Raw genomic sequence first — 25564 nt, forward strand, 5'->3', positions numbered from 1 at the left:
TTTTGATATAACTTTAACCATGATAGGGCGAAAGTGTCATTAATTCATCACAGTCCTTTTGCATGTATTGTTTTTCTCTGTTGCAGAAGTCACGAATTGAAGGTTCAAAGCGTGAATCATGAATGGCATGCGCAGACCAAGTTTTAGTCGGTAAAAATCCTCGGCTAATTTTATGTTCGCCTTGTGCTCCAGGTTCAAATACTTTTAATTTATTCTCAATGGCATATTCAATACCTTGATAGTAACAGGCTTCAAAATGTAGGCTATGAAACGATTGTGTACATCCCCAAAATCTTCCATATAGTTTTTTTGTGCTCGAGAAGTTGATTGCACAGGCGACTAGCTGATTTTCGCTATATGAAAGCACCAGCATAATTTTTTCTCCCATAGTGCTTCCAATCTCTTTGAAAAATTTCAAGCTAAGAGTAGGGATGCCGCTTTTGCGATGGAATGTATTTTCATACAACGCATGTATTTGGACCCACTGTGCTTCATTCAATTCACTCCCAAGAAATCGCTTGATATCAATATTTTGTTCTTTAACGTATCTTCTCTCTTGTTTTACTTTTTTTCTTTTTCTAGAAATAAATTTCTCGAGAAAAGAATCAAAAGAATCATAGTCTTGATTGTGCCAATGATATTGGCAACCTAAACGAAATATTAAACCTTGCCGTTTGAATAAATCACATTCATCTGTTTCGTTAAAAAGCCAATGCGTGCCAGACATGTCTAGTTTTTCTGATTCATTTGTAGTGGCCTGAATCATTTTTGCTGCCAGACAGGATTTTTGCGCTATATTTAAATCTGGAGAAAGCAACAATCGTCTGCCTGTTACCGGAGTATAAGGAATAGACGATATAAGTTTAGGGTAGTAATTTAGACCGGCTTGTTCGTAAGCAGATGCCCAAGACCAATCAAATACAAACTCACCATAAGAATTGGTCTTAATGTATAAGGGCGTTGCGGCTACAAGTTTACTATTTAGGCGAACAATTAGGTGATGAGGAAACCACCCATATTGTTCTCCTAAGCAATCATTACGCTCTAATGCCGATAAGAACTCATAACTTAGAAAAGGATCTTCATCTTCGATCAAAGAGTTCCATTCACTTCGCTCCATATCATTTAGCGAAGTGATAAAACTAAAACTGTAGTTTGAATCAGATTCTGTTACATTAAGTTTCTCTGAGGCCAAAAGAGTTTAAATTATGAGTATTATTTTTGACTCAGATTGTCGATGTACTTTTCAGCATCTAGAGCAGCCATACATCCCGAACCTGCTGAAGTTACAGCTTGTCTATAAACGTGATCCATCACATCACCTGAAGCAAAGACTCCAGGAATACTTGTAGCAGTAGCTTCGCCCTGTAAGCCACTATTAACTTTTATATAACCACCATTCATTTCAAGTTGACCATCAAAAATACTGGTATTAGGTTTGTGGCCAATAGCAATGAATACACCGCTTAGATCAATATCTTCTGTAGCGTCATCTTTTGTGCTTTTAATTCGTATGCCGGTAACGCCACTATCATCACCTAACACTTGGTCAAGATTATGGTTCCATTTGATAGTGACATTACCATTTTTCTCTTTTTCAAACAGTTGGTCTTGTAATATTTTTTCACTTCGCAATGAGTCGCGACGATGAATTAATACCACCTCACTGGCAAGATTAGATAGATACAAAGCTTCTTCTGTAGCCGTGTTTCCGCCGCCGATTACCGCAACTTTTTTACCTTTATAAAAAAATCCATCGCAAGTGGCGCAAGCAGAAACCCCGCGGCCTTTGAATTCATCTTCAGAAGGTAATCCTAAATATTGTGCGGAAGCACCAGTAGCAATTATGAGTGCATCGGATGTATAGGTGCCTGAATCACCTTTAAGTACAAAGGGTCTCTTATTTAATTCAGCAGTATGGATATGATCAAATATAACTTCAGTGTCGTAGCGTTCCACATGTTTTAACATGCGATCCATAAGTTCAGGGCCTTGCAATCCTTCCACATCACCTGGCCAATTATCTACATCCGTTGTGGTGGTAAGTTGTCCACCTTGCTCTAAGCCGGTAATAATTACGGGAGCAAGATTCGCGCGTGCAGCATAGACGCCAGCGGTGTAACCAGCAGGGCCAGATCCAAGTATCAGGAGTTTAAAATGTCGCGAATCAGTCATAATGGTTCCTTTTTCTTTTGTAGTGTTCATCCTAAATCAATCTCGGATGGTAAGTCATATACAGTGGTGTGGATAAGACCGTGTAATTAAGTGGTGTATTGCAACGGATAATAATAAGCAGACTATCCTCACTGATATATGTAAATGGGTGCAGTAACCTCTAATTTCAAGCAATAGAAATAATGTCAGAAGGATATATTGAGCATTGCTATTGATGGTATAATAACATTACACTTTAAGGTGTTTTGATAAACATTTGGTTTTCCAGGCACATTATTTGGAACAATTATGATAATACCTACCAAAGTTTGGCCCCAAACGAATTGACGTAGATTTGAAATCTACTCAAATTTGCATTTATTGTTTATATATTATTCAATAGGTTAGATTGTATAGCTAAGAATTACATTAATTAGGTATTATGCTCGGTAAGAAAGTGACCTAAGAAAATTGAGTCAAAATAATTGAGCCAAATAAATTGAGAGAACTACATTGAGACAAGCAACATTTAAGAAATCAGCTAGCCGTGGAAGGTCAAGAGGCACTGCAAAAGTCCCTCATAACCTGACTTTGTTGAAAGGGCTGCGTGAGAGCGCTTTAGTGGTGTTAGTGGCTCTTGGAGCCTATTTAATGGTGGCTTTGTTAAGTTATAGCCAGGGCGATCCTGGCTGGACGCATACAGGCACCAATCAATTGGTTGGAAATTTGGGTGGTACTGTTGGGGCCTACTTTGCTGATTTGTTCTTCTTTATGTTCGGTTATCTTGCTTATTTAGCGCCACTTATGGTGGCTTACAGCGGCTGGCTCATTTACGAAGGCAAACTTGAAAATGGGCAAATTGATTATCGTACTCTAGGCGTTCGTTGGGCTGGATTTCTTTTGACCTTAGGGGCGGGTTGTGGCCTCGCTACGTTGCATTTTCAATCTGGATTTATGCCAAGTTTTGCAGGCGGCATTCTAGGTGATTTAACCGGCAACGGTTTTGTTTCCGTGTTTAGTTTTGTTGGAGCAACACTTCTATTACTTTCATTATTTTTTGCCGGCATAACTATTTTCTCTGGTTTTTCCTGGTTATGGCTACTTGATGTTACCGGTAAGAACACGCTTAAATTTAGCTCTTGGGCTTGGCAGCGAATTGCAGAATTTCGTGAAGAGCGTGCAAGTAAAAAAGCTAAAATTGATCGTCAAGAATTCGTTAAAGAAACCAAAGTAAAAATTCAAAAACGCGCAAAGCCTCGAATAGAGCCGATTATTAAAGACATCGAGCCTAGTGATAGGAAAGAGCGTGAACGTCAAATCCCACTTTTCAATGCGGCAGCGGCTACGGATCTCCCGCCTGTTTCAATCTTAGATAAAGTTATTGATACATCTAAAGGTTATTCAAATGAAGCCTTAGAGGCCATATCGCGCCAAGTAGAACTTAAGTTGCTTGATTTTAACATAGATGCCGAAGTGGTCGAAGTTCACCCCGGTCCGGTTGTAACGCGATTTGCGATTCAACTCGCACCTGGAATTAAAGTAAGCAAAGTTACTAACTTAGCGAAAGATTTGGCACGCGCACTTTCTGTAATTAGCGTTCGTGTAGTAGAAGTGATACCTGGAAAGTCTTATGTAGGGCTCGAAATTCCTAATGAACATCGAGAATTAGTGGTGCTTAATGATGTTATTGAATCTGAAATTTACGATGACGAGTCTTCACCTTTAACACTTGCCTTAGGAAAAGACATTAGTGGTTTACCTGTTGTTGCAGATCTAGCCAAAATGCCACACTTGTTAGTTGCAGGTACAACCGGCTCTGGTAAGTCTGTTGCTTTGAATGCAATGATTTTAAGTATTTTATACAAAGCCACACCTCAACAAGTCCGTATGATTTTAATTGATCCAAAGATGCTAGAACTTGCTGTGTATGAAGGAATTCCGCATCTGCTTTCACCGGTTGTGACGGATATGAAAGAAGCATCCAATGCGTTGCGTTGGTGTGTAGCCGAAATGGAACGCCGATACCACCTAATGTCTGCATTAGGCGTGAGAAATATGGCGGGATACAACGCTAAGGTTCAACAAGCAATTGATGATGGCGAGCCTATACTTGATCCATTGTTTAAGAATGATCAAGTCGAAGGCCTAGAGCCTGCACAAGCAGAAGAGCTTACTCAGTTACCTAACGTTGTCATCGTAATAGATGAGCTTGCTGACATGATGATGGTAGTGGGTAAAAAAGTTGAAGAACTGATTGCAAGAATTGCGCAAAAAGCACGTGCAGCGGGTATACATTTAATCTTAGCTACACAACGTCCTTCCGTGGATGTGATAACCGGTTTAATAAAAGCGAACATTCCTACTAGAATTGCATTCCAAGTATCTTCTAAAGTGGATTCAAGAACTATCTTAGATCAAATGGGTGCGGACCAGTTACTGGGCCATGGTGATATGTTGTATCTACCTGGAGGCACATCAATACCAGAACGTGTGCATGGTGCATTTGTATCGGATGAAGAAGTACATAAAGTTGTTGCGTTCTTAAAAGAGAAAGGTGCGCCTGCGTATTTAGAAGAAGTAACTCAAGACTCTACTAGTGGTGATGGTATCCCTGGATTAGAGCCATTATCTAGTAGTACAGAGGATATGGACCCTCTATATGATGAAGCGGTAGCCATTGTTACGGAAACACGTAAAGCTTCTATTTCTTATGTACAACGTCGTCTTAAAGTAGGCTATAACCGTGCAGCGCGTATGATCGAAGAAATGGAAAGCAGTGGTGTTGTGAGCGGAGTTCAATCAAATGGTACGCGAGAGGTTATTGCTCCTCCACCTGTTGGTATCTAAACATAGCCTTAATTTTAGATAAGTTCCTAATATTTTCACAAATAATTTAATTTATTGCTGAATCTTAGTCATTGCCAATAGTCTAAAGACTAAGACTCAGGAGACTTTCATGCTTGGTAATTTAAAAACCTACTTATCTGTCGCTACATTGCTGCTCATTGCTGTTGCAATACTAGGTCAAGCACATGCAAGTGACGCTATTCAACGTTTGGATAAATTTTTCTCAGACGTTAATTCTTTTGAAGGGCAGTTTAGACAAATTGTTTACGATGAGGATGGTGAAGTGGTTCAAGAAGCAAAAGGGGATGTTGCTTTAGATAAACCGGGTAAATTTAGATGGCAATACACGCAACCCTATCCACAGTTAATATTAGCAGATGGCGAGTATTTATGGATTTATGATGAGGACTTATTGCAGGCCAGCGCAAAACCAATAGATACTGCTTTAGGTAACGCGCCAATTATGTTGTTAACTAATATACGTCCTCTTACGGATGACTTTGAAGTGAAAGATGCAGATGTTAAAGAAGGCCTTAATTGGGTTGAGTTAACTCCATTAGTGCAGGATACCGAGTTCCTTAAAATACACATTGGTCTGGATGAAAATGGTGTGAAAATGATGGAGCTTCAGGATCATTTTTCACAAAAAACGATTATTGAATTTATCAATTTAAAAACTAATGTGTCCTTTGAGCCTGACCGATTTAAGTTTATCGCTGCGGAAGGTGTGGATGTAGTGGGTTACCCATCCGAATAAATTGATAGTAAAGCGACGAAAGTCAAGGATAACGGAAGTGCAGAAAATGCAAGAGCAATTTTCTGCAAATAAGAGATAATACACTGGATAATTATTCCAGGAACCCGAGATCGAAAATTCTGTTTTAAATTCACCTGATCTATTTGATCAAGCCGATAATTCCTATCGACCGCTTGCGGATCGCATGCGCCCAAATACATTAGATGCCTTTGTTGGACAGTCGCATCTGCTTTCCAAGGACAAACCGTTAAGAGTCGCTATTGAACAAGGTAAATTACACTCAATGATTTTCTGGGGTCCGCCCGGAACCGGGAAAACCACTTTAGCGCGTATAATTTCTCATACATCAGATGCCCAGTTTATTCCTATTTCGGCGGTATTGTCTGGAGTAAAAGAAATTCGGCAATCGATTGAACAAGCAAAGGCCTATAAGCAAGGTCGAGAATCAAGAACCGTATTATTTGTAGACGAGGTGCATCGATTCAATAAGGCCCAGCAAGATGCATTTTTGCCACATATTGAAGATGGCACCATCTATTTTATTGGTGCGACGACCGAAAACCCTTCGTTTGAGCTAAATAATGCTCTTTTATCCAGGGCTCGTACTTACGTGCTGAAAAGACTTACACATGAAGATATTCAACAATGTATAGAACAAGCAATCCAAGATAAGAAACAAGGCTTAAAGGGTCGAGTCGATGAAATTGAGCAAGAAGCCAAAGAGATATTAGCGATATCAGCAGATGGAGACGCGCGACGCGCACTTAATTTCTTAGAAATTGCGGTTGATCTACTGGGCGAATCTGCAGATAAAAAAATAATCACCAAAGATATTATTCAAGAAGTTACTTCGCAATCCTTACGCCGCTTTGATAAACAAGGTGAATATTTCTACGATCAAATTTCAGCATTGCATAAATCAGTTAGAGGTTCTGACCCCGATGCAGCACTCTATTGGTTTTGCCGAATGATTGATGGCGGTTGTGATCCTCATTATATTGCACGACGTGTTGTACGAATGGCGAGTGAAGATATCGGTAATGCTGATCCGCGCGGGTTACAGATTACGTTAGATGCATGGAACACCTATGATCGCTTAGGATCGCCTGAAGGAGAATTGGCAATAGCACATGCCATAGTCTATTTGAGTTGTGTGCCAAAAAGTAATGCTGTGTATACTGCGTATAAAGCAGCGATGAATGCTGCAAAAGAACATGGTACTTTAGAAGTCCCCATGCATTTACGTAATGCACCAACAAAATTAATGAAAGATATTGGTTATGGTGATGGTTATCGCTATGCACATGACGAAGAAGATGCTTATGCCGCTGGTGAAGTGTATTTGCCAGAAGAATTACAAGGCCAGCAATATTATTTACCAGAAAATCGTGGACTTGAAGCAAAAATTAAACAACATTTAGAAACTTTACATAAAAAAACTACAAGCGATTAAAAAAGGATTGCATAAATGGACCAGTTGAAATTATCAAGGGAACTTATTGAAAAGATCGAAAAAGTATTGGTAGAAGAAGATGAGCGCGCAAAAAATCCATTGCTTGCAGGTCAGTATCTAGCAGCAATAATTGGATTTATTGTCGGCAACCATGATCTTCCATCTGGTGAAAAAAACGAAATTATGAATGAGCTAAATGCATTCTCTAAGTATGTTTATGACGACATTACCAAACAGCGTCAACAAACTATGCAACCCAAAGGCGAAGCTTTTGGTATATGGAAGCCTGGTCAAAGCTAAATTCTATTCTTGATTTAACTTCTTTTGATTCTAGTGATTTTAGTTTGAATTTGGCAGATTGCCAAAGCTAAGGTAATCATAATATTCAGCACAGTGTTTATTCATGCCTCTTTCACTGGTTTGGGTTTGCATGTCTTTATGTGCTGTAGTCCATTCACTGCAAGTTTTAGCTAAGCGCACACCGTTTTCATCTATCTTTCTTTTTTCTATCAGCTGTTTATGATCAGCAGAATTTTCGATTGCTTCGGGTTCTATGTGCAATCCCGGTTGTGCTTCGGGGCTTAGCTTCACGGTTTCTCGAGCAGTTTCAAGTTTTGAAGTTTCTGTAGCCTTTGAAGGTGTCGTAGGTACAGCTTTAGACACTTCTACCGATATTTTTTCACTCTCTTTATGAAAGTATTTAGTGGTAATGAAGCTTGATGCAAAATTACCTACAGCAACACCAAGGATTATCAATATTAGTAATCCTACGTAGTTAATTTTTGGTTCCATATTTTAACCTGATTAGACTTTAATCCCTGCTAAATTTATCTGAAATAACGATCTGAGTAGTTAATTTCAGGACGACCAAGTAGATTGAAGAGGATGAGCGTACAAGCATTTCAATTACCAAGTTAAATATTAGTGCTTATTTGTATCTTATTGAATATCATAAATAAACTACAATATTGGATATATATCATAAAAGCAGTCATATTAATGGCTGGCAAATTGCGAATTAATGGATATGTCACTAAAGCGCAAACTCTATTCAGGTAATTTTCGAAAAGCAGTTTCAATAGATGACTTGCATGAAATTGCGCGGCGTCGAATTCCAAACTTCGCGTTGGAATATGTAATTGGCGGCGCTGAAGATGAAGGTTCATTAAGTTGGAATCAAGAAGCTCTAAAATCTATCCGTTTTAAACCAAACACATTGGTTGATACTAGTTCACGACAACAACGTATTAATTTATTTGGTCAAAAAGCTAATTCACCATTGATTATTGCACCAACTGGGCTGAATGGCATGCTCCATCATCGTGCAGATATCGCACTAGCACATGCTGCAAAAAACAATAATATTCCATTTTCTTTAAGTACCGTTTCCAATGTAAGTCTCGAAGATGTTGCACATGATGTGGGTGGGCGTTTATGGATGCAGCTTTATGTGTTAACGGATCGCGACATTACACGAGATATTTTAAAACGTGCAGAAAATGAAAACTATGAAGCCTTAGTTTTCACGACTGATGCGAACGTATTTGGAAATCGCGAATGGGATAAGCGAAATTATCGTGTGCCCGCAAAACTAACGCTACGTAATATGATAGATGTGGCTTGCCATCCTAGATGGATACTTGATGTATTAGTGCCACACGGTATTCCTCGGTTTGAAAATATAGTTAAGTTTATGCCGCCGGAAGCAAAAACTGCTAAAGGTGGTGTGGCTATTTTCCCAAAACTATTCGCCCCTGATATTTCGTGGGATGAAGTGTCATGGTTGCGAGAAAAATGGCCGAGAAAATTAATATTAAAAGGCATTTTGAATGCTGCAGATGCAATTCGTGCAGCAGAGCTTGGTTGTGATGGAATTGTTATCAGTAATCATGGTGGAAGACAATTGGATAGTTGTGTTGCACCAATTGAAGTCTTGCCTGAAATTGTTGAAGCAGTAGGGGATAAAATAACAATTATAGTGGATAGCGGTTTTAGGCGAGGTACTGATGTGCTAAAAGCCATTGCATTAGGTGCGAATGCAGTAATGATTGGACGTGCAACATTATTTGGGCTTGCTGCCGGTGGACAAAATGGTGTTAATCATGCGCTATCTATTCTCACTACAGAAATTGATCGTGCGCTGGGTCAGCTTGGTTGCAACTCTTTAGACGAATTGCATTCCGAAATGTTGATAAACAACATTACTTAATAATTACATTCGTAAAATTTTCCTAAGTTAAATATCTTTTAGGTATTGCTGCACCCACGGTGTATTTTGGATCTACAAAGTTACCTAAACGTACTTTTCCACATTGGCTTAGCATCATGTAAGCATCCCAGCGATCAAAGTCGTATTCATTTTCCATCCAATAAATAAGTTCTCGATAAGCAATTCTGGTCGCATCTTCTAAAGGCCGAGTACTGCCAATGCCCATAATAAAATCGTCAGCTTCAAGTCTTGGCCATTCAATGGTGTAGTCTTTAATTAAATCAACAGTAATGGTGGTTACCGTTGGAAATTCAACTGCAACACCACAAACTTCACCATCACCTTGACATGCATGAGCATCTCCTATGAAAAGCCGTCCACCCGGTGAGCGTACGGGTAAATAGGTAATGGTTCCCGGCCCCATATCGGGAAGATCCATGTTGCCACCATGATTGTCTGGAGTAAGCGAATTAATAGAATCGATTTCAGGTGATAAGGATAAAGTACCAATATGCGGTCGATACGGAAGTGTTACTTTATCGCTCCAATAGACGCTTTGCTCATCAATGTCTACTTTGCGTACTTTTTCAGGCAAAGGTTCATTTAGCGTAGCGGTGTAATAGGTACCTGTTAATGCGCCAAATTCTTTTATCATGCAGCATGTGCCTTGAGGTTTGGGCCCGCGTGGAGCCATAGTTTCTATGTGTACGGCTACCGCATCACCAGGCTCCGCGCCTTCAATCATTATGGGGCCAGCTTGTGGATTTAAAAATGGCATTTTTAATATTTCAGAAGGTTTATCTTGCTCTGATTTAATTGCACCTTCAAATGCATCACGTGTTTCTACAACTACTTGATCACCTGGTTTAATTGTCATCACTGGATCTGAATAGGGACCCATAGTGTAAATATAGGTGCCTTGTACATCTTCTGTTAAATGGTGAGTAACCCCGCTTGATCCTTTGCCCACTCCACGTTTGTACATAATGGAATTTTCTACCCAATCATTTGGATATTTTCGACTGATCATTTCCATAATATCTACCTCATGTTTGTAATAATAATTTAGTAAATTAATTACACAGCAATATGTGCTGCGAGTGTTTCGTCATTATTTAAATCTTCTTTTGTCAAAGCATCCGATACTTTGCCTTTTTCCATTGCATATGCACGATCAGAAACGGTTTGCAGCAAATCAAAATTTTGTTCCACTAGCAAGACGGTAATGTCACCTGTTTCTTTAAGTTTTAATAGAAAACTGCCAATTTCCTCAACGATGCTAGGTTGAACGCCATCACTAGGTTCGTCTAATAATAAAAGTTTTGGCTGATTGATAAGTGCTCGTGCAATAGCAAGCATTTCTTGTTGACCGCCGCTGAGCGTACCTCCGCGTTGATGTAGTCGTTCTTTTAAAATAGGGAAGTAAGAGTAAATAGCATCAAAATTTAGTTTTTTCTGTTTAGCACCGATTAAGCCACCCATTCGTAAATTTTCTTGTACGGTTAACTCAGCAAAAATCCCACGGCCTTGAGGAACATAACCAATTCCTGATTTTGCACGAATATTCGCTTTGGTTAAGGTAATATCTTTGTTATTAAAAATAATTTGGCCAGAGCGTGCAGGCAACAATCCGATAATGGTTTTTACCAGAGTGGATTTTCCGACACCATTTCGACCCACAACAGAAACTATTTCACCTTCTGATAAGGATATGCTGACACCTTGCAAAACGTTTGCTGTTTTGTAACCTGCAACTACATTATCAGTATTTAAAATCTGCATAATTTTAATTAATGTGCATGCCCTAAATATATTTTTTTAACTTCTTCGTTAGCGATAACTTCATCTAAATTACCTTCTGTGAAAATACGCCCTTGATGTAAAACAGTAACTTTTTTAGCAATACTTTTAACAAAATGCATATCGTGTTCAACTACAATGATGGTAAGACCATTTCCATTTAGCTTTTTCAATACCATTGAAGTGCGATCTGTTTCCTCACGTGACATTCCCGCAGTGGGTTCATCTATCAATACAAGATTAGGAAACCCTGCTAGCATCATAGAAATCTCCAACCATTGAAGAGTGTGATGGGGTATTTCGCTAGCAAGCGTATCGTCATTAGGATCTAATCCAAATTCTTCCAGCGCTAACACTAATCTTTCTTGACCTTGTTGATGGGATTTTTTTGAGACAGCTAAAGATGGGTTTGGAACCATAAGATTATGTTTTACACTTAGTTCCTGGTAAGCACGGTTGGTTTGAAAAGTAAGGCCAATTCCATGGCGTACGCGTCTGTAGGGTTGCATACGCGTAACATCATGCCCATTGATGTAGATTTCGCCGCTGTCGGCGCGCTGGATGCCACACAATAGTGAAAAAAGTGTCGATTTTCCTGCACCGTTAGGGCCAATGATGCACCTTAACTCACCAGGCTCAACTTTTAAGTCCACATTGTTTGCAGCAACGACTCCGCCAAAACGTTTGTTAACGTTGCGTGTTTCTAGTGCGTATTCGCTTGCCATTTTAACGGATCACTCTGGTGCTTTTTCGATTAGTATATTTACCTACCCATTCAGCAAGCATGATGACAATGCCGCGTGGGAAGAAGACCATCGTAATGACTAATGCAGCTCCAATGATGACCATTGCATACTGGTTGCCTTGTGAAGACAAGGTAAATGTCACCCAATTTAGAACAATAGTTGCAATAAGTACGGCCAGCAAACTAGTACGTCCACCAACAGCAGCCCAAATTACAGGTAGTGCAGCTGATAACAATCCAACCTGACTAGGTGTTATGTAATTTCCCCATTGCACATATAACAAACCGCTTATAGCCGCTAATACAGCTGATAAAACAAATACCAACCATTGTCTTGCGCGAATATCATAACCAAAAATTTCTGTACGCAATGGGTCTTCGCGAATTGCGGTAACCACTTGGCCAAATTTTGAATTTAATAGCATTCTCAAACTTACGTAACATGCTAAAACAATCACCATGCAGAAGTAGTAAAATGAATTGCCCATGAAAACAAAACTTCCAATTTGAAATGATGGTATACCGGTCATGCCGTTGTAGCCGCCTAGCAGTACAGAACCAACTCGCCACTGATACCCAGCAGTTTGGCCAAGGAAAGTTTCTAAAAGTAGAGTTAATACAAGTGTGAGAATGGGGATGATCCACTCACGTACACGCGAGTAGAAAACAAAGTATGCAAATATTCCAGCAACTACTGCGCTTGCAACTAAGCCACCTAAGATTCCTGCCAATGAAGCGAGTGAATTACCTGCCATATTACCGGCAATAATTCCGTAGGTATAACCGGCAATGCCAAAATAAGCTACGTGCCCAAAACTTAATACTCCACAGTAACCCCATAGCAATGCCATACCGAGTGCGAGTGGAATATTTAGTAAATAATAAGAAACATTGGATGCGCGAAATTCAGAAACTTGAGTTGGATAAAGTGCAAAAAGAATTACCGCAATCACGAATCCAATCCAAAATATTTTTGATGTGCCTATATCAGCATCGCCACCAATTAAATGTAATATTTTTGAGGTCATTTTGTATTACGAGTACGTCTTCGATCCATTAACTTTTGAATTGCTGCTGAAATACCGTCAGGCATGATACGAATGATGATTAGTGAAGCAATTAGCAAAGCTACGGTTCCTAAAAATGCTCCGTATGCCATTCCAATAGGCGTTTTAATTGCAGATAGCAACACGCTGCTGCCTACCGCACCACTAATTACATTGGCTGCTCCTCCCACTACAACCGTTATGAAAGCAGGTGCGACAAATTGTTGGCCCATGAAAGGTGCAATCGTTGAAGTAGGTGCCAATAAGGCGCCACTTAAACCAGCGAGACCTGCACCAAGGCTGAAGGTTAGTGTGTATACATGGCTAGTAGGCACGCCCAAGGCTTTTGCCATTTCTGCATTTTGCATCGTGGCACGTGCTTGTAATCCGTAATTTGTATAACGATAGAGCCAATATAATCCAGCGATTAAAGCAATTGAAATCGCAATTAGGATTAACCAGTAAGCTGAATAAGAAAACCCTCCATAGGAATACGATCCGCCTGGTATTTTTATAGCGGGCATAAATGGACCAAAAACTAGAAGTGTTCCTTGGCCTAATATCAAACTTATACCCCAAGTTACGACCAGCGCACCCAATTCACGGCCATAGAAACGTCTTACAATTAATAATTCAAGTATGGCGCCGAAGATTGCGACCGCAAAAAAACTAACGATTACGGCTAAAGGGAAGGGAAGATTAAGTTGATTATGTGTAATGGTAGCGACATAGGCACCCATCATCATCAATTCGCCATGGGCAAGATTGATGATATTCATCATACCCAATATCACGATAAGCCCGAGTGCTGCTAAGAATAAGAACGCAGCATTTGTACCAAACTGGTACGTCAGGCTCAGTGCAAGAGCATCGGTTTCCATAAGACAATGCTGTTCCGTTGCTTTATCGATTATGGCGTCGACAAAAGTTTAGTCGACGCCATTCGATTTATTGTTATTAGGACATTATATTTAAATCAGCTTTTGAAGAATGGATCTTCGTCAGGAATATATTGTTTGTATTCCTTATGCTTAACTAGGTTAACTCCAAGTCGTTGTAACCACCATGGTTGTATACTTGGCCATTCACGTACAAAGCTAACATTATGATCTGCATCAGCTGTTGCTAAGCGGATATAGTGAGAGCAATGGTGCGTAGACGGTTCCATAAACACAGTGCCTTCAGGTGCTTCAATATGTAAGCCGGACTCCAGTGCACGTTTAACTTCTTCTTGATCCGTTGTACCTGCAATGCGTGCAGCCTTAGCGTACATGTGAATTGAGAAGTAAGTGTTTTGTGCCATCTGACCAATGTACGGATCATCTGGGAACATCTTGTACCAGCGTTTTACAAATGCACGGTTACGTGCAGTGGGTATTTCTTCAATATAGTTAACACAGTTATACATACGATCAAGTGATGGGGCTTTGAAGCGTCGATGTTCATAGCCTTGTGCCATGTTAACGGTTGAAGCCATTGGATACTTAAGCCCAGTTGCTGCGGCTTGTGGATAGTAGTTAGATTGATTTGAACCAACTAACAAGGTGAACACCCAATCCGGTTTGGCTGCTTGTACTTTAGCGATGGATGTTGTGAAGTCTGAAACGCTTAATGGAACAAATTCTTCACCAATAATCTCGCCACCAACTTGCGGTGCAAAAGCACGCGTCCAAGCTGCGGTGAGTTGTCCAAAGTTGTAGTCTGCTGCAATCGTGTAAACTCGCGGCCCAAATTTTTGGATCATGTAATCCACAACCGGGATGACTTGTTGTTCACAAATTGCGCCCGTGCAAAAAGTATTAGAGTCGGCTACGCCACCTTCATATTGATTAGTGTATATATACAGTTGTTTAAATTGATCGACGATAGGTCGAATAGCCTCCCGTTCAGCACTGGTGAACCCAGCCACTAAACAATCAACTTTATCCTCTTGGATTAATTTTTTTGTTAATTGTTGCCAAATATTATTATTTGATTGTCCATCAGTATTGAGCAGTTCAACTTCACGGCCTAATATTCCTGACTCACCTGAATCAACCAATACATCTTCATCCTCAACAAAGGCCATGCCTGAAGCAGACAGTTTGCCACCATCGTGGACAACTTTTAGGTCTTTGTCTCCATTACCCATTACAGGCGCACTAGTTGTGTGATTAGACATAGCGCCCAAACCACCAGAACCAACTGGGCCACCCTTAAGGGTTAATCCAGCGTTGATTTCACTAACTGCAAGTTGAGCGGCATGATCTTTCTGAATCCCATAGACTGCAAGGTTTCCAGATAAGTCTTCGATATGCCCAATTTTTACCGCACCGCCTTTTGCAGCAAATGATTTGCTAATTCCGGCGAGATACATAGGTGCTATAGCACCTGCAGATACTGCTGCGGAACCTTTTAAAAAGGTGCGTCGAGTTACTTTATGACCAACCGTTCCTGTTGTTTCTTCTGAGATGCTTTCCTTAGCAGGTTGATCCGATTTATTATCGTTCTTCATGATTAACCTCCTAGTATTTTATAGACCCTGGAATAAGTCTGTCTTAATTAAATACCATTGCGGTATTTTTATGCATAAGCTTTTATTCTTATTCCAACGCAAACTGCATATGTATATAAATGCAATCTATAGTCGAGTATACGCTCGACTTACCATGAGTCAATTAGAGTGAAGTTGGGTTTTGAATAAAAAATATTGTGTGTAAATTTGAAACGTATAAAAATAATTATGATTTAGTCACGTCTTAATTTATCGCTTACTGCTATTGGGGTCGGATACTTTAATACAATTAAATAGGTGGATAAGATAAAGCTAACAATGGTGCATACTTGTATAAAGTTAGATGCTTTGAGTGTGATCAAACCAGCACTAAAGGCTACGAAGCCGAGCAATAATGAAAACTCACTGAGTTGTCCCAAGCGCACGCCGATTTCTTTCGAATCTTTATCTGATTCGCCACTTTTTTGAATCAAATATTTAAATACATAGGGTTTTATGAGTAGTAGTACTGTGCTTGTAATAATGGCGGGTAGAAGTAACTTCCAAGCTAGGCCAATATCCAGACTTGCACCAAGTGAGAAAAAGAATATCACTAAAAAGAAATCACGAATTGGTTTGAGGCTTTCAGATATATAAAATGAAATCGGTCCAACCGCAATGGCAACGCCCGCAATAAATGCGCCGGTTTCATGTGATAAGCCAATATAGTGAGCAAGTTCTGCGATACCCAAGCACCAACCAATCGCTAATAAGAAAATATATTCTTTGATTTTATCGAATTTAGACATCAATTTGATTAATACAAAGCGCTCAACCAAAAATGCAAAGGCGATCAATCCAGGTAGTGCAAGTGCCAGCTTTCCCAAAGCATAAAAGGTATTAGTATCTGTATTTTGAGTTTCAATTAAAAGTAAAAGAATTATCGCCAAGATGTCTTGCAATAATAAAATACTAATAATGATTTCGCCAACATGCTGGTGATGCAAAACGGTTGTGGGAAGTAACTTTAGACCTATGATAGTGCTGGAGAACATAAATGCAGCTGCAATGACAAATTGATCCATAAGTGGAAGCTGTAGTGTCATGGCTGCTATAAAGCCAATAAGTGCAAAAATTAATGATGCACCAAAAGTTATTAGCGTTGATTGCTTGATGGATGCAATAAGTTTTTGTGGGTGTAGGTTCAAACCTAATAGAAACAACAAGAACATAATGCCGACTTTAGCAATTTGCTGTGAAAACTCAGTGTCAGGGACAAAGTTTAATACGGAAGGACCAAGGATGATCCCAACCGCTATATAGGCTACTAACAATGCTTGTCGTGCAAAAAGAGCAATGGTTGCCAGTGCTGCAGCACTGGTGAAAATGATAAAGATGGAAAATATAATTGATTCTGATGAAGATATATTTATATCCATCTTTTAATCCTCCTTTTAGTCATCAGGCTGGAAAGTGTAAGAGTTTAAACGAGTAGTTCAATCCAATGTTTGACGGGTATTTTTGTGCCTGATTGTATGTGCATGAGACAGCCAATATTGGCGGTGACGATCATATCGGGTTGATTGTTTTCAAGGTTGGCAACCTTGTTCTCTAATAACTGCGAAGACATGTCGCCTTCAAGTAAAGAATAGGTTCCTGCTGATCCGCAACATAAGTGAGAATCTTGAACTTCTACTAAGTTATAACCCGCTTGAATCAATTTTTCTTCAATCTTTCCGTTGATATTCTGACCATGCTGTAAGGTGCAAGGGCTATGGAACGCTATGGTTTTATTCGTACTATTTTTCGTAGTCTTTTCCCTACTATGGGGAGCTTTTGGTGTGAGTTCGCTAGCAATTTCAGAAAGATCGATACAATGTTCTGAGATGAATTTGGCCTTATCCGCATAGGCATTGTCATCTTGCATGATCGTCGCATATTGCTTTATAAAGGTACTGCAACCACTTGAATTAATTAATATCTTCTCGTATCCATCATTAAGTATTTGATACCAATGATCAATATTTTTGCGAATGGTGGCATGTGCTTGATCAAGCTCAGTTAAATGGAATGCGAGTGCACCACAACAAGCAGAATTTGCTTCGTCGAGTTGAATATCAGAATCAGCTAAAACCTTTTTAGTCGCAAAATTGATTTGTGGTGCAGCCGCTTTTTGCACGCAACCTTTTATGGTGAGCATTTTACGAGACGAGGAAGAAAGTATACCTAAACTTGGGCCTAAGCCTGATGCAGAGATAGCCGACAGTTTAATTTTAGCTGGTAATTTGCTAGCCAAACTTGCAGGCAGGAGAGGCTTAAATATGCGCGCTATAGCCAGCAGTATGCCAACACGCATCGAGCTGGAAAATGCATTCAAAATCAATTTGCGTTTGATTTTGCTAAGCACTGGACGTTGTATTGAGGCATTTATGTGTTTCCTGCCAATATCTACTAATTCGCCATACTTCACGCCAGAAGGACAGGTAGTTTCACAGGCTAGGCAAGTTAAGCATCGATCTAGGTGTTTTAAACTGGTTTCATTGGAAGAGCCTTCGCTGTTTTCCTCAAGGCTCTCTTCAAAAAAGTTTTTAATTAAATATATTCGACCACGTGGCCCATCTAACTCGTTACCCGTAAGTTCATAGGTGGGGCAAGTTGCATTACAAAACCCACAGTGCACACATTTGCGTAAAATGTTGTTTACACGTTCACCATCAGCGGATTGAATGAATTCAGATGTAAAAGAGGTTTGCATGATTAATTATAACTCAGCAAACATTTTGCCTGGGTTGAGAATGCCAGCTGGATCTAATGCTTGTTTAAGTTTTTTATGAAGTTTCATAGATGGGCTAGGAATAGGGTGGAAAACTTGATCGGTAATATTTCCCTTGAATAAATTTGCATGTCCACCTACGCGTTTGGCTTCAGAGCGAATTATATTTTCTTCTGCATCACTCTTGTACCATCTTAGCGCACCATTCCATTCCATTACACTTGCTCCAGGTAGGTTTAGCGTTGGTGTATTTGGTGGAATCGATATTCTCCATAGCGGCATATCCGAACTAAAAAAGGCATGGGTCTGCTCTTTTATACTGGTCCAAAACATTTCATGTTCTTCTGTTTGATGGCCACCAATTTCATTTTTGCAAGCTTCTACAGCGGATGCCGAGCTTGATAAGCGAACATATAATTCACTTCCATCGTAATAGGTTGCAGAAATGGGCATAGGGGTATTAGCCCATTGGTTCATTTTGATAATTGCGGTCGCGCCATCTACTGTTAATGCAATGGTTTGTTCACAAGAAGGTTTTGGGAGTAAACGTAGGCTAACCGACATCAATACGCCTAAGGTACCTAAAGCGCCGCACATTAACCGTGATACATCATAGCCAGCAACGTTCTTCATTACTTTGCCACCGAATCGAAGCACTTCTCCTTTGCCGTTTAATATTTCTGTTCCTAATACGCAATCACGTACATTGCCAGCAATTACGCGCCTTGGCCCTGCAAGACCACAGGCAATCATGCCGCCTAAGGTTGCTGCAGCTCCAAAGTGAGGAGGTTCACAGGGTAAAATCTGATTTTGATCTGCAACGGCTTGTTCAATTTCTAGTAAAGAAGTACCGCTGCGTGCGGTGAGATATAGCTCTGAAGGCTCGTATTCGATAATGCCGGTATGACGTGCTAACGAAAGTGGCTCAGCGTTAATCTTTCTGCCATAAAATGGTTTTGTGTTGCCTGCTTTAATTTGTAAAGCTTGTTTTTGTTGAAAAGCATCTTGAAGTTTAGATGTAATCTCAGTTTTGCAATCTGACATATTAACCAGAACTTTATACTTAAAAACGAGGCAAGTCAGGATGAGGGAGTTTGCCATGGTGCACATGCATAGCGCCTAGTTCTGCACAACGATGTAGAGTAGGAATTGCCTTACCTGGATTAAGTAGTTCCTCTTCATCAAATGCCGCTTTTATCGCATGAAATGTTGACAGTTCTGCTTCACTAAATTGCACACACATCTGATTGAGTTTTTCTACACCGACACCATGTTCGCCGGTAATCGTTCCACCAACTTCTACACAAAGTTCTAATATGTCTCCACCCAATTTTTCTGCAATTTCTAGTTCACCTGCTACGTTTGCGTCGTATAAAATTACGGGATGTAAATTACCATCGCCTGCATGAAATACATTGGCTACACGTAGGCCATATTTGGCCGAAAGGTTGCTAATACTTTCTAGCACTTGGGCTAAATGTTTTCTCGGAATGGTTCCATCCATGCAGTAGTAATCGGGAGTTAAATTTCCGAGTGCGGGGAAAGAGGCTTTACGCCCTAACCATAATAATTCGGCCTCTTGCTCGTCTTTTGCAACACGTACCTCAAGGGCTTGATGTTCGTTAAGGATGTTTTTAACTAATTGAACTTGTGTTTCAAGCTCTTCGTCAAAACCATCTAATTCACATATTAATATAGCTGCAGCATTCGATGGGTAACCAGGACTGCAATACATCTCTGTAGCTTGGATAGTAAGTTGATCTAGCATTTCTAGGCCTGCAGGGATTACACCGTTGGAAATTATGCCGTTCACAGCATCGCCAGCCTTTTGGATATGATCAAAAGCGGCTAATAATACTTTTTTGTCATTTGGATCAGGAAGAAGTTTTACGGTGACCTCTAAGGTAATGCCTAGCATCCCTTCAGAACCTATCATTAGTGCGAGCAAATCAAAGCCAGAGGAATCTAAATTCTTTCCACCAAGTTCTAAGATTTCACCCTCTACGGTAAGAATTTTTAAAGCTAGGATGTTGTGTATGGTGAGGCCGTATTTAAGACAATGCACTCCGCCTGAGTTTTCAGCAATGTTGCCACCTATAGTGCAAGCAATTTGTGAAGAAGGGTCGGGTGCGTAATAAAGTCCATAAGGTTTAGCGGCTTCTGAAATGGCAAGATTCCGCACCCCAGGCTGCACAGTAGCCGTTCTGTTGTTGGTGTCTATTTCGATAACTTTATTGAGTTTGGCTAAATTGAGGAGGATTCCATCTTTGTGTGGCAATGCGCCACCGGATAAGCTAGTGCCGGCACCACGAGCTACGATAGGAATTTTAAACTCTTTGCATATTTTAACGATGGCTTGAATTTCTTCGATGTTGCTGGGCAGTAGAGCTAATCGTGGGAGTTGTCTATACGCAGTCAACGCATCGCATTCATAAGGTTTTAGTTGCTCATCCTTGTCTAATACTGCATTTTTAGGCAGTACCTTATGAAATTGTTTTGCAAGATCTGCAGTTGAGATTGAGCTGGGCATTTATTAACTGAGCTTCTTAAATGATTACCATTTCCTTGTATCGCAATATACCATTGATTGATACCATTCGTGGCCAATGATAAGTATACAATTTTAGGAGAAAGATTTGATCCTGGTGGGTGTTGCCATAGGTGGAGCCGTGGGCTCAGTGCTGAGGTACTTAATTCAAACGCAATCTAGCTTATGGTTTGGCAGCTCTTTTCCATATGGAACTTTACTGGTGAATGTTGTGGGTTCGTTATTAATTGGCTTTCTTTCTTTTATTCTACTAGAACGTATTAGCGTTTCTGAAGAACTAAGGTTTGCGATTTTAGTCGGCGTATTAGGCGGTTTTACAACCTTTTCAACCTTTTCATTAGAAACGTTGAACCTACTTCAACAGGGTAATTATATAAACGCTGCAGGAAATGTGTTTTTAAGTGTTGGCTTGTGTTTGCTGGCTTGTTTTCTAGGCCTGAGTTTAGCTCGAGCCATCTAATTATTTTAACTCACACTTTTTATCTATAGATTTATGTTAGATCCAAAATTATTACGCTCAGAATTTAATGAAGTTGCAAAGCATCTAAGTCGCCGTGGGCTTAGCTTAGACAAGCAGCGATTTACCGACCTAGAAGAGCGACGCAAAGCATTACAAGTACAAACAGAAGAATTACAAGGCCAGCGTAATAAAAACTCCAAACTCATTGGGCAGGCTAAGGCAAAAGGCGAAGATGCTAGTGAAATACTGGCTTCTATGGAGAAAATTAATGAAGCTCTAAAAACTAATGAAGCCAAGCTAGAGGTTTTATTGAGCGAAATTCAAACCTGGATGCTTGAGTTACCTAATCTTCCTGATGAATCTGTTCCGGATGGAAATAGCGAAGAGGATAATCTGGAAGTACGCAAATGGGGCGAGGTACCAAGTTTTGACTTTGTAGTTAAAGATCATGTTGATTTGGGTGAAAACTTAGGCGGATTAGATTTTGAGACGGGAGCAAAAATAACAGGAAGCCGTTTTGTCACTATGCAAGGTGGAATCGCGAAACTGCATCGTGCGCTGATACAATTCATGATTGACACCCATACATCAGAGCATGGGTATGAAGAAGTTTATGTGCCGTATATCGTAAATGCTCAAAGCCTCATGGGTACTGGCCAATTACCTAAGTTTGAAGAAGATCTTTTTAAACTTAATCATGAGAATGATTATTACTTGATTCCTACTGCTGAAGTGCCTGTCACTAATATATGGCGTGATCGTATTGCAAAGGAAGAAGAGCTACCGATTAAATATGTTTGTCATACACCTTGTTTTCGTTCTGAAGCGGGTTCTTATGGGAAAGATACTCGCGGTATGATTCGTCAGCATCAATTTGAAAAAGTAGAAATGGTACAGCTCGTTAAGCCCGAATCTTCTTGGCGTATGTTAGAAGAATTAGTGGGCCATGCAGAAAAGGTTTTGCAAAAACTAAATCTTGCATACAGAGTAGTAACACTATGTACAGGTGATTTGGGATTTTCTTCTGCTAAAACTTATGACATAGAAGTGTGGTTGCCAGCACAGAATACATATCGAGAGATATCTTCTTGTAGTACTTTTTTAGATTTTCAAGCGAGAAGATTAAAAGCTAGGTGGAAGAATACTGCTACGAAAAAAACAGAACATTTGCATACTTTGAATGGATCGGGTTTAGCAATTGGCAGAACGTTAGTGGCTATCCTTGAAAATTATCAAGATAAAGATGGGAACATTAAAATACCAGAAGCATTGAAACCGTACATGCAAGGATTGGATAAAATTAGCAAAGAAAAATGAGCAGAAATAAAAAAGCCAGCGCGGGTTGGGGCGCGCTGGCTTCGAGACCTACATTAAATTAATAACGTAGGTTTGGGGACTCGGTTCAAGAAAGCAATACTACTATAACTGTAAGTAGTCTAACACACGATTTGCTAATAATTATTATAGTTTGTTAATTGCAACTATTAGACTTACAGCTATATATTACATATTTTTCACTTACTTGAATGGGTACTGTAAAGCACTTTAAAAGATACGTTCATTAATAAATTTATGGCTTCAATAAACGAATTAAAAACCCATTTTTTACATCCGGGAAAAATTGAATGGATAGGGTTAAGAAACTCACAAAGTAGAGAGATAATTCATGTAGATACTGCAGAAGTATTACTCGATCACGGTTTGGTAGGAGATAAATCTGCTCAAAAACCAGGCAGCAAAAGACAAATTACATTAATTCAAGCCGAATATTTTTCAGTCATGGAATCTTTTTTACATAAAAAGAAAATTTCACCTGAGATATTGCGGCGAAACATTGTCGTCTCGGGCATCAATTTAAGCGTATTGCTTAAAAACAACTTAAAAATTAATGGCGTAATAATTGAAATTACCGGAAACTGTGCGCCATGTAAGAAAATGGAAGAAGCTTTAGGTTTTGGCGCATTTAATGCCATGCGTAATCATGGTGGGGTTAATGCTGCAGTAAGAAAAGGTGGGGTTATAAGTGTTGGTGATGAGGTGCAGGTTAGTATTGAAAAATCTAGCGTAGATTCACCTCAGAAATTGTTGTTTTAGAATTCGCTAGTGGTTATGTTCTTGTTTAATAAATGCAATGAATACGAATAACCAAGCAGTGATAAAAGCTATTCCGCCAAAGGGTGTGATCATCCCTAATTTTGATATGCCGGTTAGGCTAAGTGTGTAGAGGCTGCCACAAAAAATAATAATTCCAAATAACATTAAGTAAACGGCAACTTTTAAGATTTTGCAAGTAGGGTGGAGTTTAATGAGCAAACCAATAACAATTAACCCTAATGCGTGATAGAGATGGTAGTCTACCGCCGTATTGAAGATAGAAAGCATTCGTACACTCAAGGTGTCTTGTATTGCGTGGGCACCAAATGCGCCTAACAGAATCGCTAATGTTGCATTGCCGGTACCGAGTAGGATCGCTAATCTAAACATCCAGTTAGTTTGCCTGAATTTTAGTCCACGGAGAAATATCCTCTATGCCTTCATTTGACACAGTATCGGAAGTAGATGCGCATGAATTAAGTAATGCTATTGACCAAGCCAGCCGTGAAATAGCAACACGTTTTGACTTCAAGGGCTCTAATGCCAAGGTATGCCTGGAAGACCCTAATATACAGATTGAAGCTAAATCAGAGTTTCAATTGGGTCAGGTCTACGATATTTTGATTACAAAAATGTCTAAACGAGGCATCGATGTAATGTGTCTCGAGCGTGGCAAGGTAGAGGAGGCGAATATGTGTGCTCGACAGCAGATTATTCTTCGTCAGGGAATAGACAAAGATATTGCTAAGAAAATGGTGAAGCTGGTAAAAGATTCTAAACTAAAGGTGCAAGCCTCGATTCAAGGAGAAAAGCTACGTATAACAGGAAAGAAGCGTGATGATTTGCAGAATGTGATGAGTCTTCTAAAAGATTCAAATTTAGGGATACCCCTGCAATTTAATAACTTTCGTGATTAGAGCATTTAGTGACTTTTCTGAAGCTATTTTAGTTTAAGAAGTCATCATATATAGTTGAAACTAATAAAAAGCCTCTCTATACGAGAGGCTTTTTATTTAATGAAGAAAGACTTTAGCGGCCAACTAACCACATCAAGCCCGCAACAAAGAGAATGATTAAGCCAATTGGAAATATAAATGCCTGCCAATCACCTTTTTCAGCTTTAGGACTATTGCTTAACCAATACTTTGCCCTAGGGACAAGAAAAAAGAGTAGGGCTACAGTTAATACAACATAGCCAATTTCTAGTCCGCTCATTTTAACAGCTTAGAAGTCAATCAATTAATCGTTAGCAAAGCCTAATAAATGTAATAGTGCGGTAAATATATTATAAATGCTTAGAAAAATTCCAGTCGTGGCTAAAATATAGTTAGTCTCACCACCATTAATGATTCGACTCGTATCGAATAAGATGAATCCACTGAATATTAGAATAACGGCTGCGTTTATGGCTAGCCACAATCCTGGCATTTGTAAAAATATTCCCGCGATGGCCGCTAAGATTACGACAATTAGACCCGCAAATAGAAAACCACCTAAAAAACTGAAGTCACGTTGTGTGGTAAGTGCATAGCCAGACAATGCTAAGAAGATAATTGCAGTTCCACCCATAGAAGTGGCTATTAATTCACCACCGTTTGCCATGCTTAGGTAGTGATTAAGAATTGGGCCAAGTCCAAATCCGAGTAGGCCTGTAAAGGCAAAAACCACGGCAATTCCAGCACCTGAATTTGCAGTGCGTGGCAGCACAAACCAAATTAAGGCTAGTGCGCCAAATGAGCATGCAAGGCTGGCGCCATAACCAGTGTTCATCATGGTAGATACCATGGCCATAAAGGCACTAAAAATCAGCGTTACAGACAACAATGCATAAGTATTACGAAGCACTTTATTGGATGATAATGCGCTCTCGCGGGTAATGTTCTTTGTGGAAAATTGAGGATCACTCATGGTGGATCTTTCTCCTGTATATAAATGTATAAACTCTATGCTATTAACATAATGGTATTTCAGGCTAATTCAAGTCCAATTAGTACATATATTTAGACAATTCAAGGTATAGCAGTTCCCTATAACCTTCAGGTATGCTTGCCGGCCTGATATCGCTAATACGATCACAACACGGAGAGGTGGCAGAGTGGTCGAATGCGGTGGTCTTGAAAACCATTGACTCGTAAGGGTCCGGGGGTTCGAATCCCTCCCTCTCCGCCAATTATAAAAAAAGCCTTCTAGCTAGAAGGCTTTTTT

At 39.8% G+C, this 25564-nt stretch carries 25 protein-coding genes and 1 tRNA gene; 10 read left to right on the forward strand and 16 right to left on the reverse strand.

All coding sequences use genetic code 11. The features are described 5' to 3' along the window. Positions 1–13 precede the first annotated feature (13 nt). Together GKR92_02825 and trxB are read right to left on the reverse strand one after the other, a co-directional pair. Positions 14–1120, reverse strand: a complete 1107-nt coding sequence (locus tag GKR92_02825; protein ID QMU60685.1) for a GNAT family N-acetyltransferase — start codon at positions 1118–1120, stop codon at positions 14–16. Positions 1121–1215: 95 nt separating this feature from the next. After that, positions 1216–2175: a thioredoxin-disulfide reductase gene (gene trxB / locus GKR92_02830; GenBank protein QMU60686.1), complete on the reverse strand. Its 960-nt coding sequence runs from the start codon at positions 2173–2175 to the stop codon at positions 1216–1218. Positions 2176–2745: 570 nt separating this feature from the next. On the opposite strand from trxB, the gene GKR92_02835 reads away from it, so the two are divergent. From GKR92_02835 to GKR92_02850, 4 genes are all read left to right on the forward strand, one after another. After that, positions 2746–5001 carry a cell division protein FtsK gene (locus tag GKR92_02835; GenBank protein ID QMU62697.1) on the forward strand — a complete coding sequence of 752 codons (2256 nt, stop codon included), beginning with the start codon at positions 2746–2748 and terminating at the stop codon, positions 4999–5001. 109 nt (positions 5002–5110) lie between these two features. Further along, positions 5111–5758 carry an outer membrane lipoprotein chaperone LolA gene (lolA, locus tag GKR92_02840; GenBank protein QMU60687.1) on the forward strand — a complete coding sequence of 216 codons (648 nt, stop codon included), beginning with the start codon at positions 5111–5113 and terminating at the stop codon, positions 5756–5758. Between the two features lie 184 nt (positions 5759–5942). Continuing rightward, the gene (locus tag GKR92_02845; GenBank protein ID QMU60688.1) at positions 5943–7211 is read left to right on the forward strand and encodes an AAA family ATPase; all 1269 of its coding nucleotides are present in this window, start codon (positions 5943–5945) and stop codon (positions 7209–7211) included. A gap of 15 nt (positions 7212–7226) precedes the next feature. Next, complete coding sequence (locus GKR92_02850) at positions 7227–7511, forward strand: hypothetical protein (protein QMU60689.1); 285 nt, start codon at positions 7227–7229, stop codon at positions 7509–7511. A 39-nt stretch (positions 7512–7550) separates the two neighbouring features. Here the strand turns inward: GKR92_02850 and GKR92_02855 are convergent, their stop codons facing one another. Then, positions 7551–8003 (reverse strand): hypothetical protein, encoded by a 453-nt coding sequence (locus tag GKR92_02855; protein ID QMU60690.1) that lies wholly within the window; start codon positions 8001–8003, stop codon positions 7551–7553. Positions 8004–8238: 235 nt separating this feature from the next. On the opposite strand from GKR92_02855, the gene GKR92_02860 reads away from it, so the two are divergent. Then, complete coding sequence (locus GKR92_02860) at positions 8239–9420, forward strand: alpha-hydroxy-acid oxidizing protein (protein QMU62698.1); 1182 nt, start codon at positions 8239–8241, stop codon at positions 9418–9420. Between the two features lie 22 nt (positions 9421–9442). Here GKR92_02860 and GKR92_02865 read toward each other — a convergent pair whose 3' ends face one another. From GKR92_02865 to GKR92_02910, 10 genes are all read right to left on the reverse strand, one after another. Beyond that, a complete protein-coding gene (locus GKR92_02865) occupies positions 9443–10456 on the reverse strand; it encodes an acetamidase (GenBank protein QMU60691.1) in 1014 nt (337 codons plus the stop codon). Between the two features lie 41 nt (positions 10457–10497). Beyond that, a complete protein-coding gene (locus GKR92_02870) occupies positions 10498–11202 on the reverse strand; it encodes an ATP-binding cassette domain-containing protein (protein QMU60692.1) in 705 nt (234 codons plus the stop codon). A gap of 8 nt (positions 11203–11210) precedes the next feature. Next, the gene (locus GKR92_02875; GenBank protein QMU60693.1) at positions 11211–11945 is read right to left on the reverse strand and encodes an ATP-binding cassette domain-containing protein; all 735 of its coding nucleotides are present in this window, start codon (positions 11943–11945) and stop codon (positions 11211–11213) included. 1 nt (position 11946) lies between these two features. Beyond that, a complete protein-coding gene (locus GKR92_02880) occupies positions 11947–12993 on the reverse strand; it encodes an urea ABC transporter permease (protein ID QMU60694.1) in 1047 nt (348 codons plus the stop codon). After that, the gene (locus GKR92_02885) at positions 12990–13892 is read right to left on the reverse strand and encodes a branched-chain amino acid ABC transporter permease (GenBank protein ID QMU60695.1); all 903 of its coding nucleotides are present in this window, start codon (positions 13890–13892) and stop codon (positions 12990–12992) included. The genes GKR92_02880 and GKR92_02885 overlap by 4 nt, the downstream gene beginning before the upstream one ends. A gap of 95 nt (positions 13893–13987) precedes the next feature. Continuing rightward, complete coding sequence (locus tag GKR92_02890) at positions 13988–15505, reverse strand: transporter substrate-binding protein (GenBank protein ID QMU60696.1); 1518 nt, start codon at positions 15503–15505, stop codon at positions 13988–13990. A gap of 233 nt (positions 15506–15738) precedes the next feature. Then, entirely contained in the window at positions 15739–16923 is a 1185-nt protein-coding gene (locus GKR92_02895; protein QMU60697.1) for a cation:proton antiporter, read from the reverse strand. A 44-nt stretch (positions 16924–16967) separates the two neighbouring features. Beyond that, positions 16968–18239, reverse strand: a complete 1272-nt coding sequence (gene glcF / locus GKR92_02900; protein QMU60698.1) for a glycolate oxidase subunit GlcF — start codon at positions 18237–18239, stop codon at positions 16968–16970. Between the two features lie 6 nt (positions 18240–18245). Continuing rightward, on the reverse strand, positions 18246–19301 hold the full coding sequence (gene glcE, locus GKR92_02905) for a glycolate oxidase subunit GlcE (GenBank protein QMU60699.1): 1056 nt from the start codon (positions 19299–19301) through the stop codon (positions 18246–18248). A 19-nt stretch (positions 19302–19320) separates the two neighbouring features. Then, entirely contained in the window at positions 19321–20787 is a 1467-nt protein-coding gene (locus tag GKR92_02910; GenBank protein QMU60700.1) for an FAD-binding protein, read from the reverse strand. A gap of 106 nt (positions 20788–20893) precedes the next feature. Between GKR92_02910 and crcB the strand changes: the two genes are divergently transcribed. The 3 genes from crcB to GKR92_02925 all read left to right on the forward strand — a co-directional run bounded on the left by crcB (position 20894) and on the right by GKR92_02925 (position 23359). After that, positions 20894–21265, forward strand: coding sequence for a fluoride efflux transporter CrcB (gene crcB / locus GKR92_02915; protein ID QMU60701.1), 372 nt, complete (start codon positions 20894–20896; stop codon positions 21263–21265). A 33-nt stretch (positions 21266–21298) separates the two neighbouring features. Next, the gene (gene serS / locus GKR92_02920; protein ID QMU60702.1) at positions 21299–22582 is read left to right on the forward strand and encodes a serine--tRNA ligase; all 1284 of its coding nucleotides are present in this window, start codon (positions 21299–21301) and stop codon (positions 22580–22582) included. A gap of 255 nt (positions 22583–22837) precedes the next feature. After that, positions 22838–23359 carry an MOSC domain-containing protein gene (locus GKR92_02925; GenBank protein QMU60703.1) on the forward strand — a complete coding sequence of 174 codons (522 nt, stop codon included), beginning with the start codon at positions 22838–22840 and terminating at the stop codon, positions 23357–23359. Between the two features lie 6 nt (positions 23360–23365). Here GKR92_02925 and GKR92_02930 read toward each other — a convergent pair whose 3' ends face one another. After that, positions 23366–23749, reverse strand: a complete 384-nt coding sequence (locus GKR92_02930; protein ID QMU60704.1) for a DUF423 domain-containing protein — start codon at positions 23747–23749, stop codon at positions 23366–23368. A 44-nt stretch (positions 23750–23793) separates the two neighbouring features. Between GKR92_02930 and GKR92_02935 the strand changes: the two genes are divergently transcribed. Continuing rightward, the gene (locus tag GKR92_02935) at positions 23794–24276 is read left to right on the forward strand and encodes a YajQ family cyclic di-GMP-binding protein (GenBank protein QMU60705.1); all 483 of its coding nucleotides are present in this window, start codon (positions 23794–23796) and stop codon (positions 24274–24276) included. A gap of 112 nt (positions 24277–24388) precedes the next feature. On the opposite strand, the gene GKR92_02940 is transcribed toward GKR92_02935, so the two are convergent. Next, positions 24389–24574, reverse strand: coding sequence for a hypothetical protein (locus tag GKR92_02940; protein ID QMU60706.1), 186 nt, complete (start codon positions 24572–24574; stop codon positions 24389–24391). A gap of 24 nt (positions 24575–24598) precedes the next feature. Further along, positions 24599–25267, reverse strand: coding sequence for a BAX inhibitor (BI)-1/YccA family protein (locus tag GKR92_02945; protein ID QMU60707.1), 669 nt, complete (start codon positions 25265–25267; stop codon positions 24599–24601). A 173-nt stretch (positions 25268–25440) separates the two neighbouring features. Between GKR92_02945 and GKR92_02950 the strand changes: the two genes are divergently transcribed. Beyond that, a tRNA-Ser gene (locus GKR92_02950) sits at positions 25441–25528 on the forward strand. Positions 25529–25564 lie beyond the last annotated feature (36 nt).

The sequence above is a fragment of the Gammaproteobacteria bacterium genome (assembly GCA_014075255.1).
GTDB lineage: Bacteria > Pseudomonadota > Gammaproteobacteria > UBA4575 > UBA4575 > JABDMD01.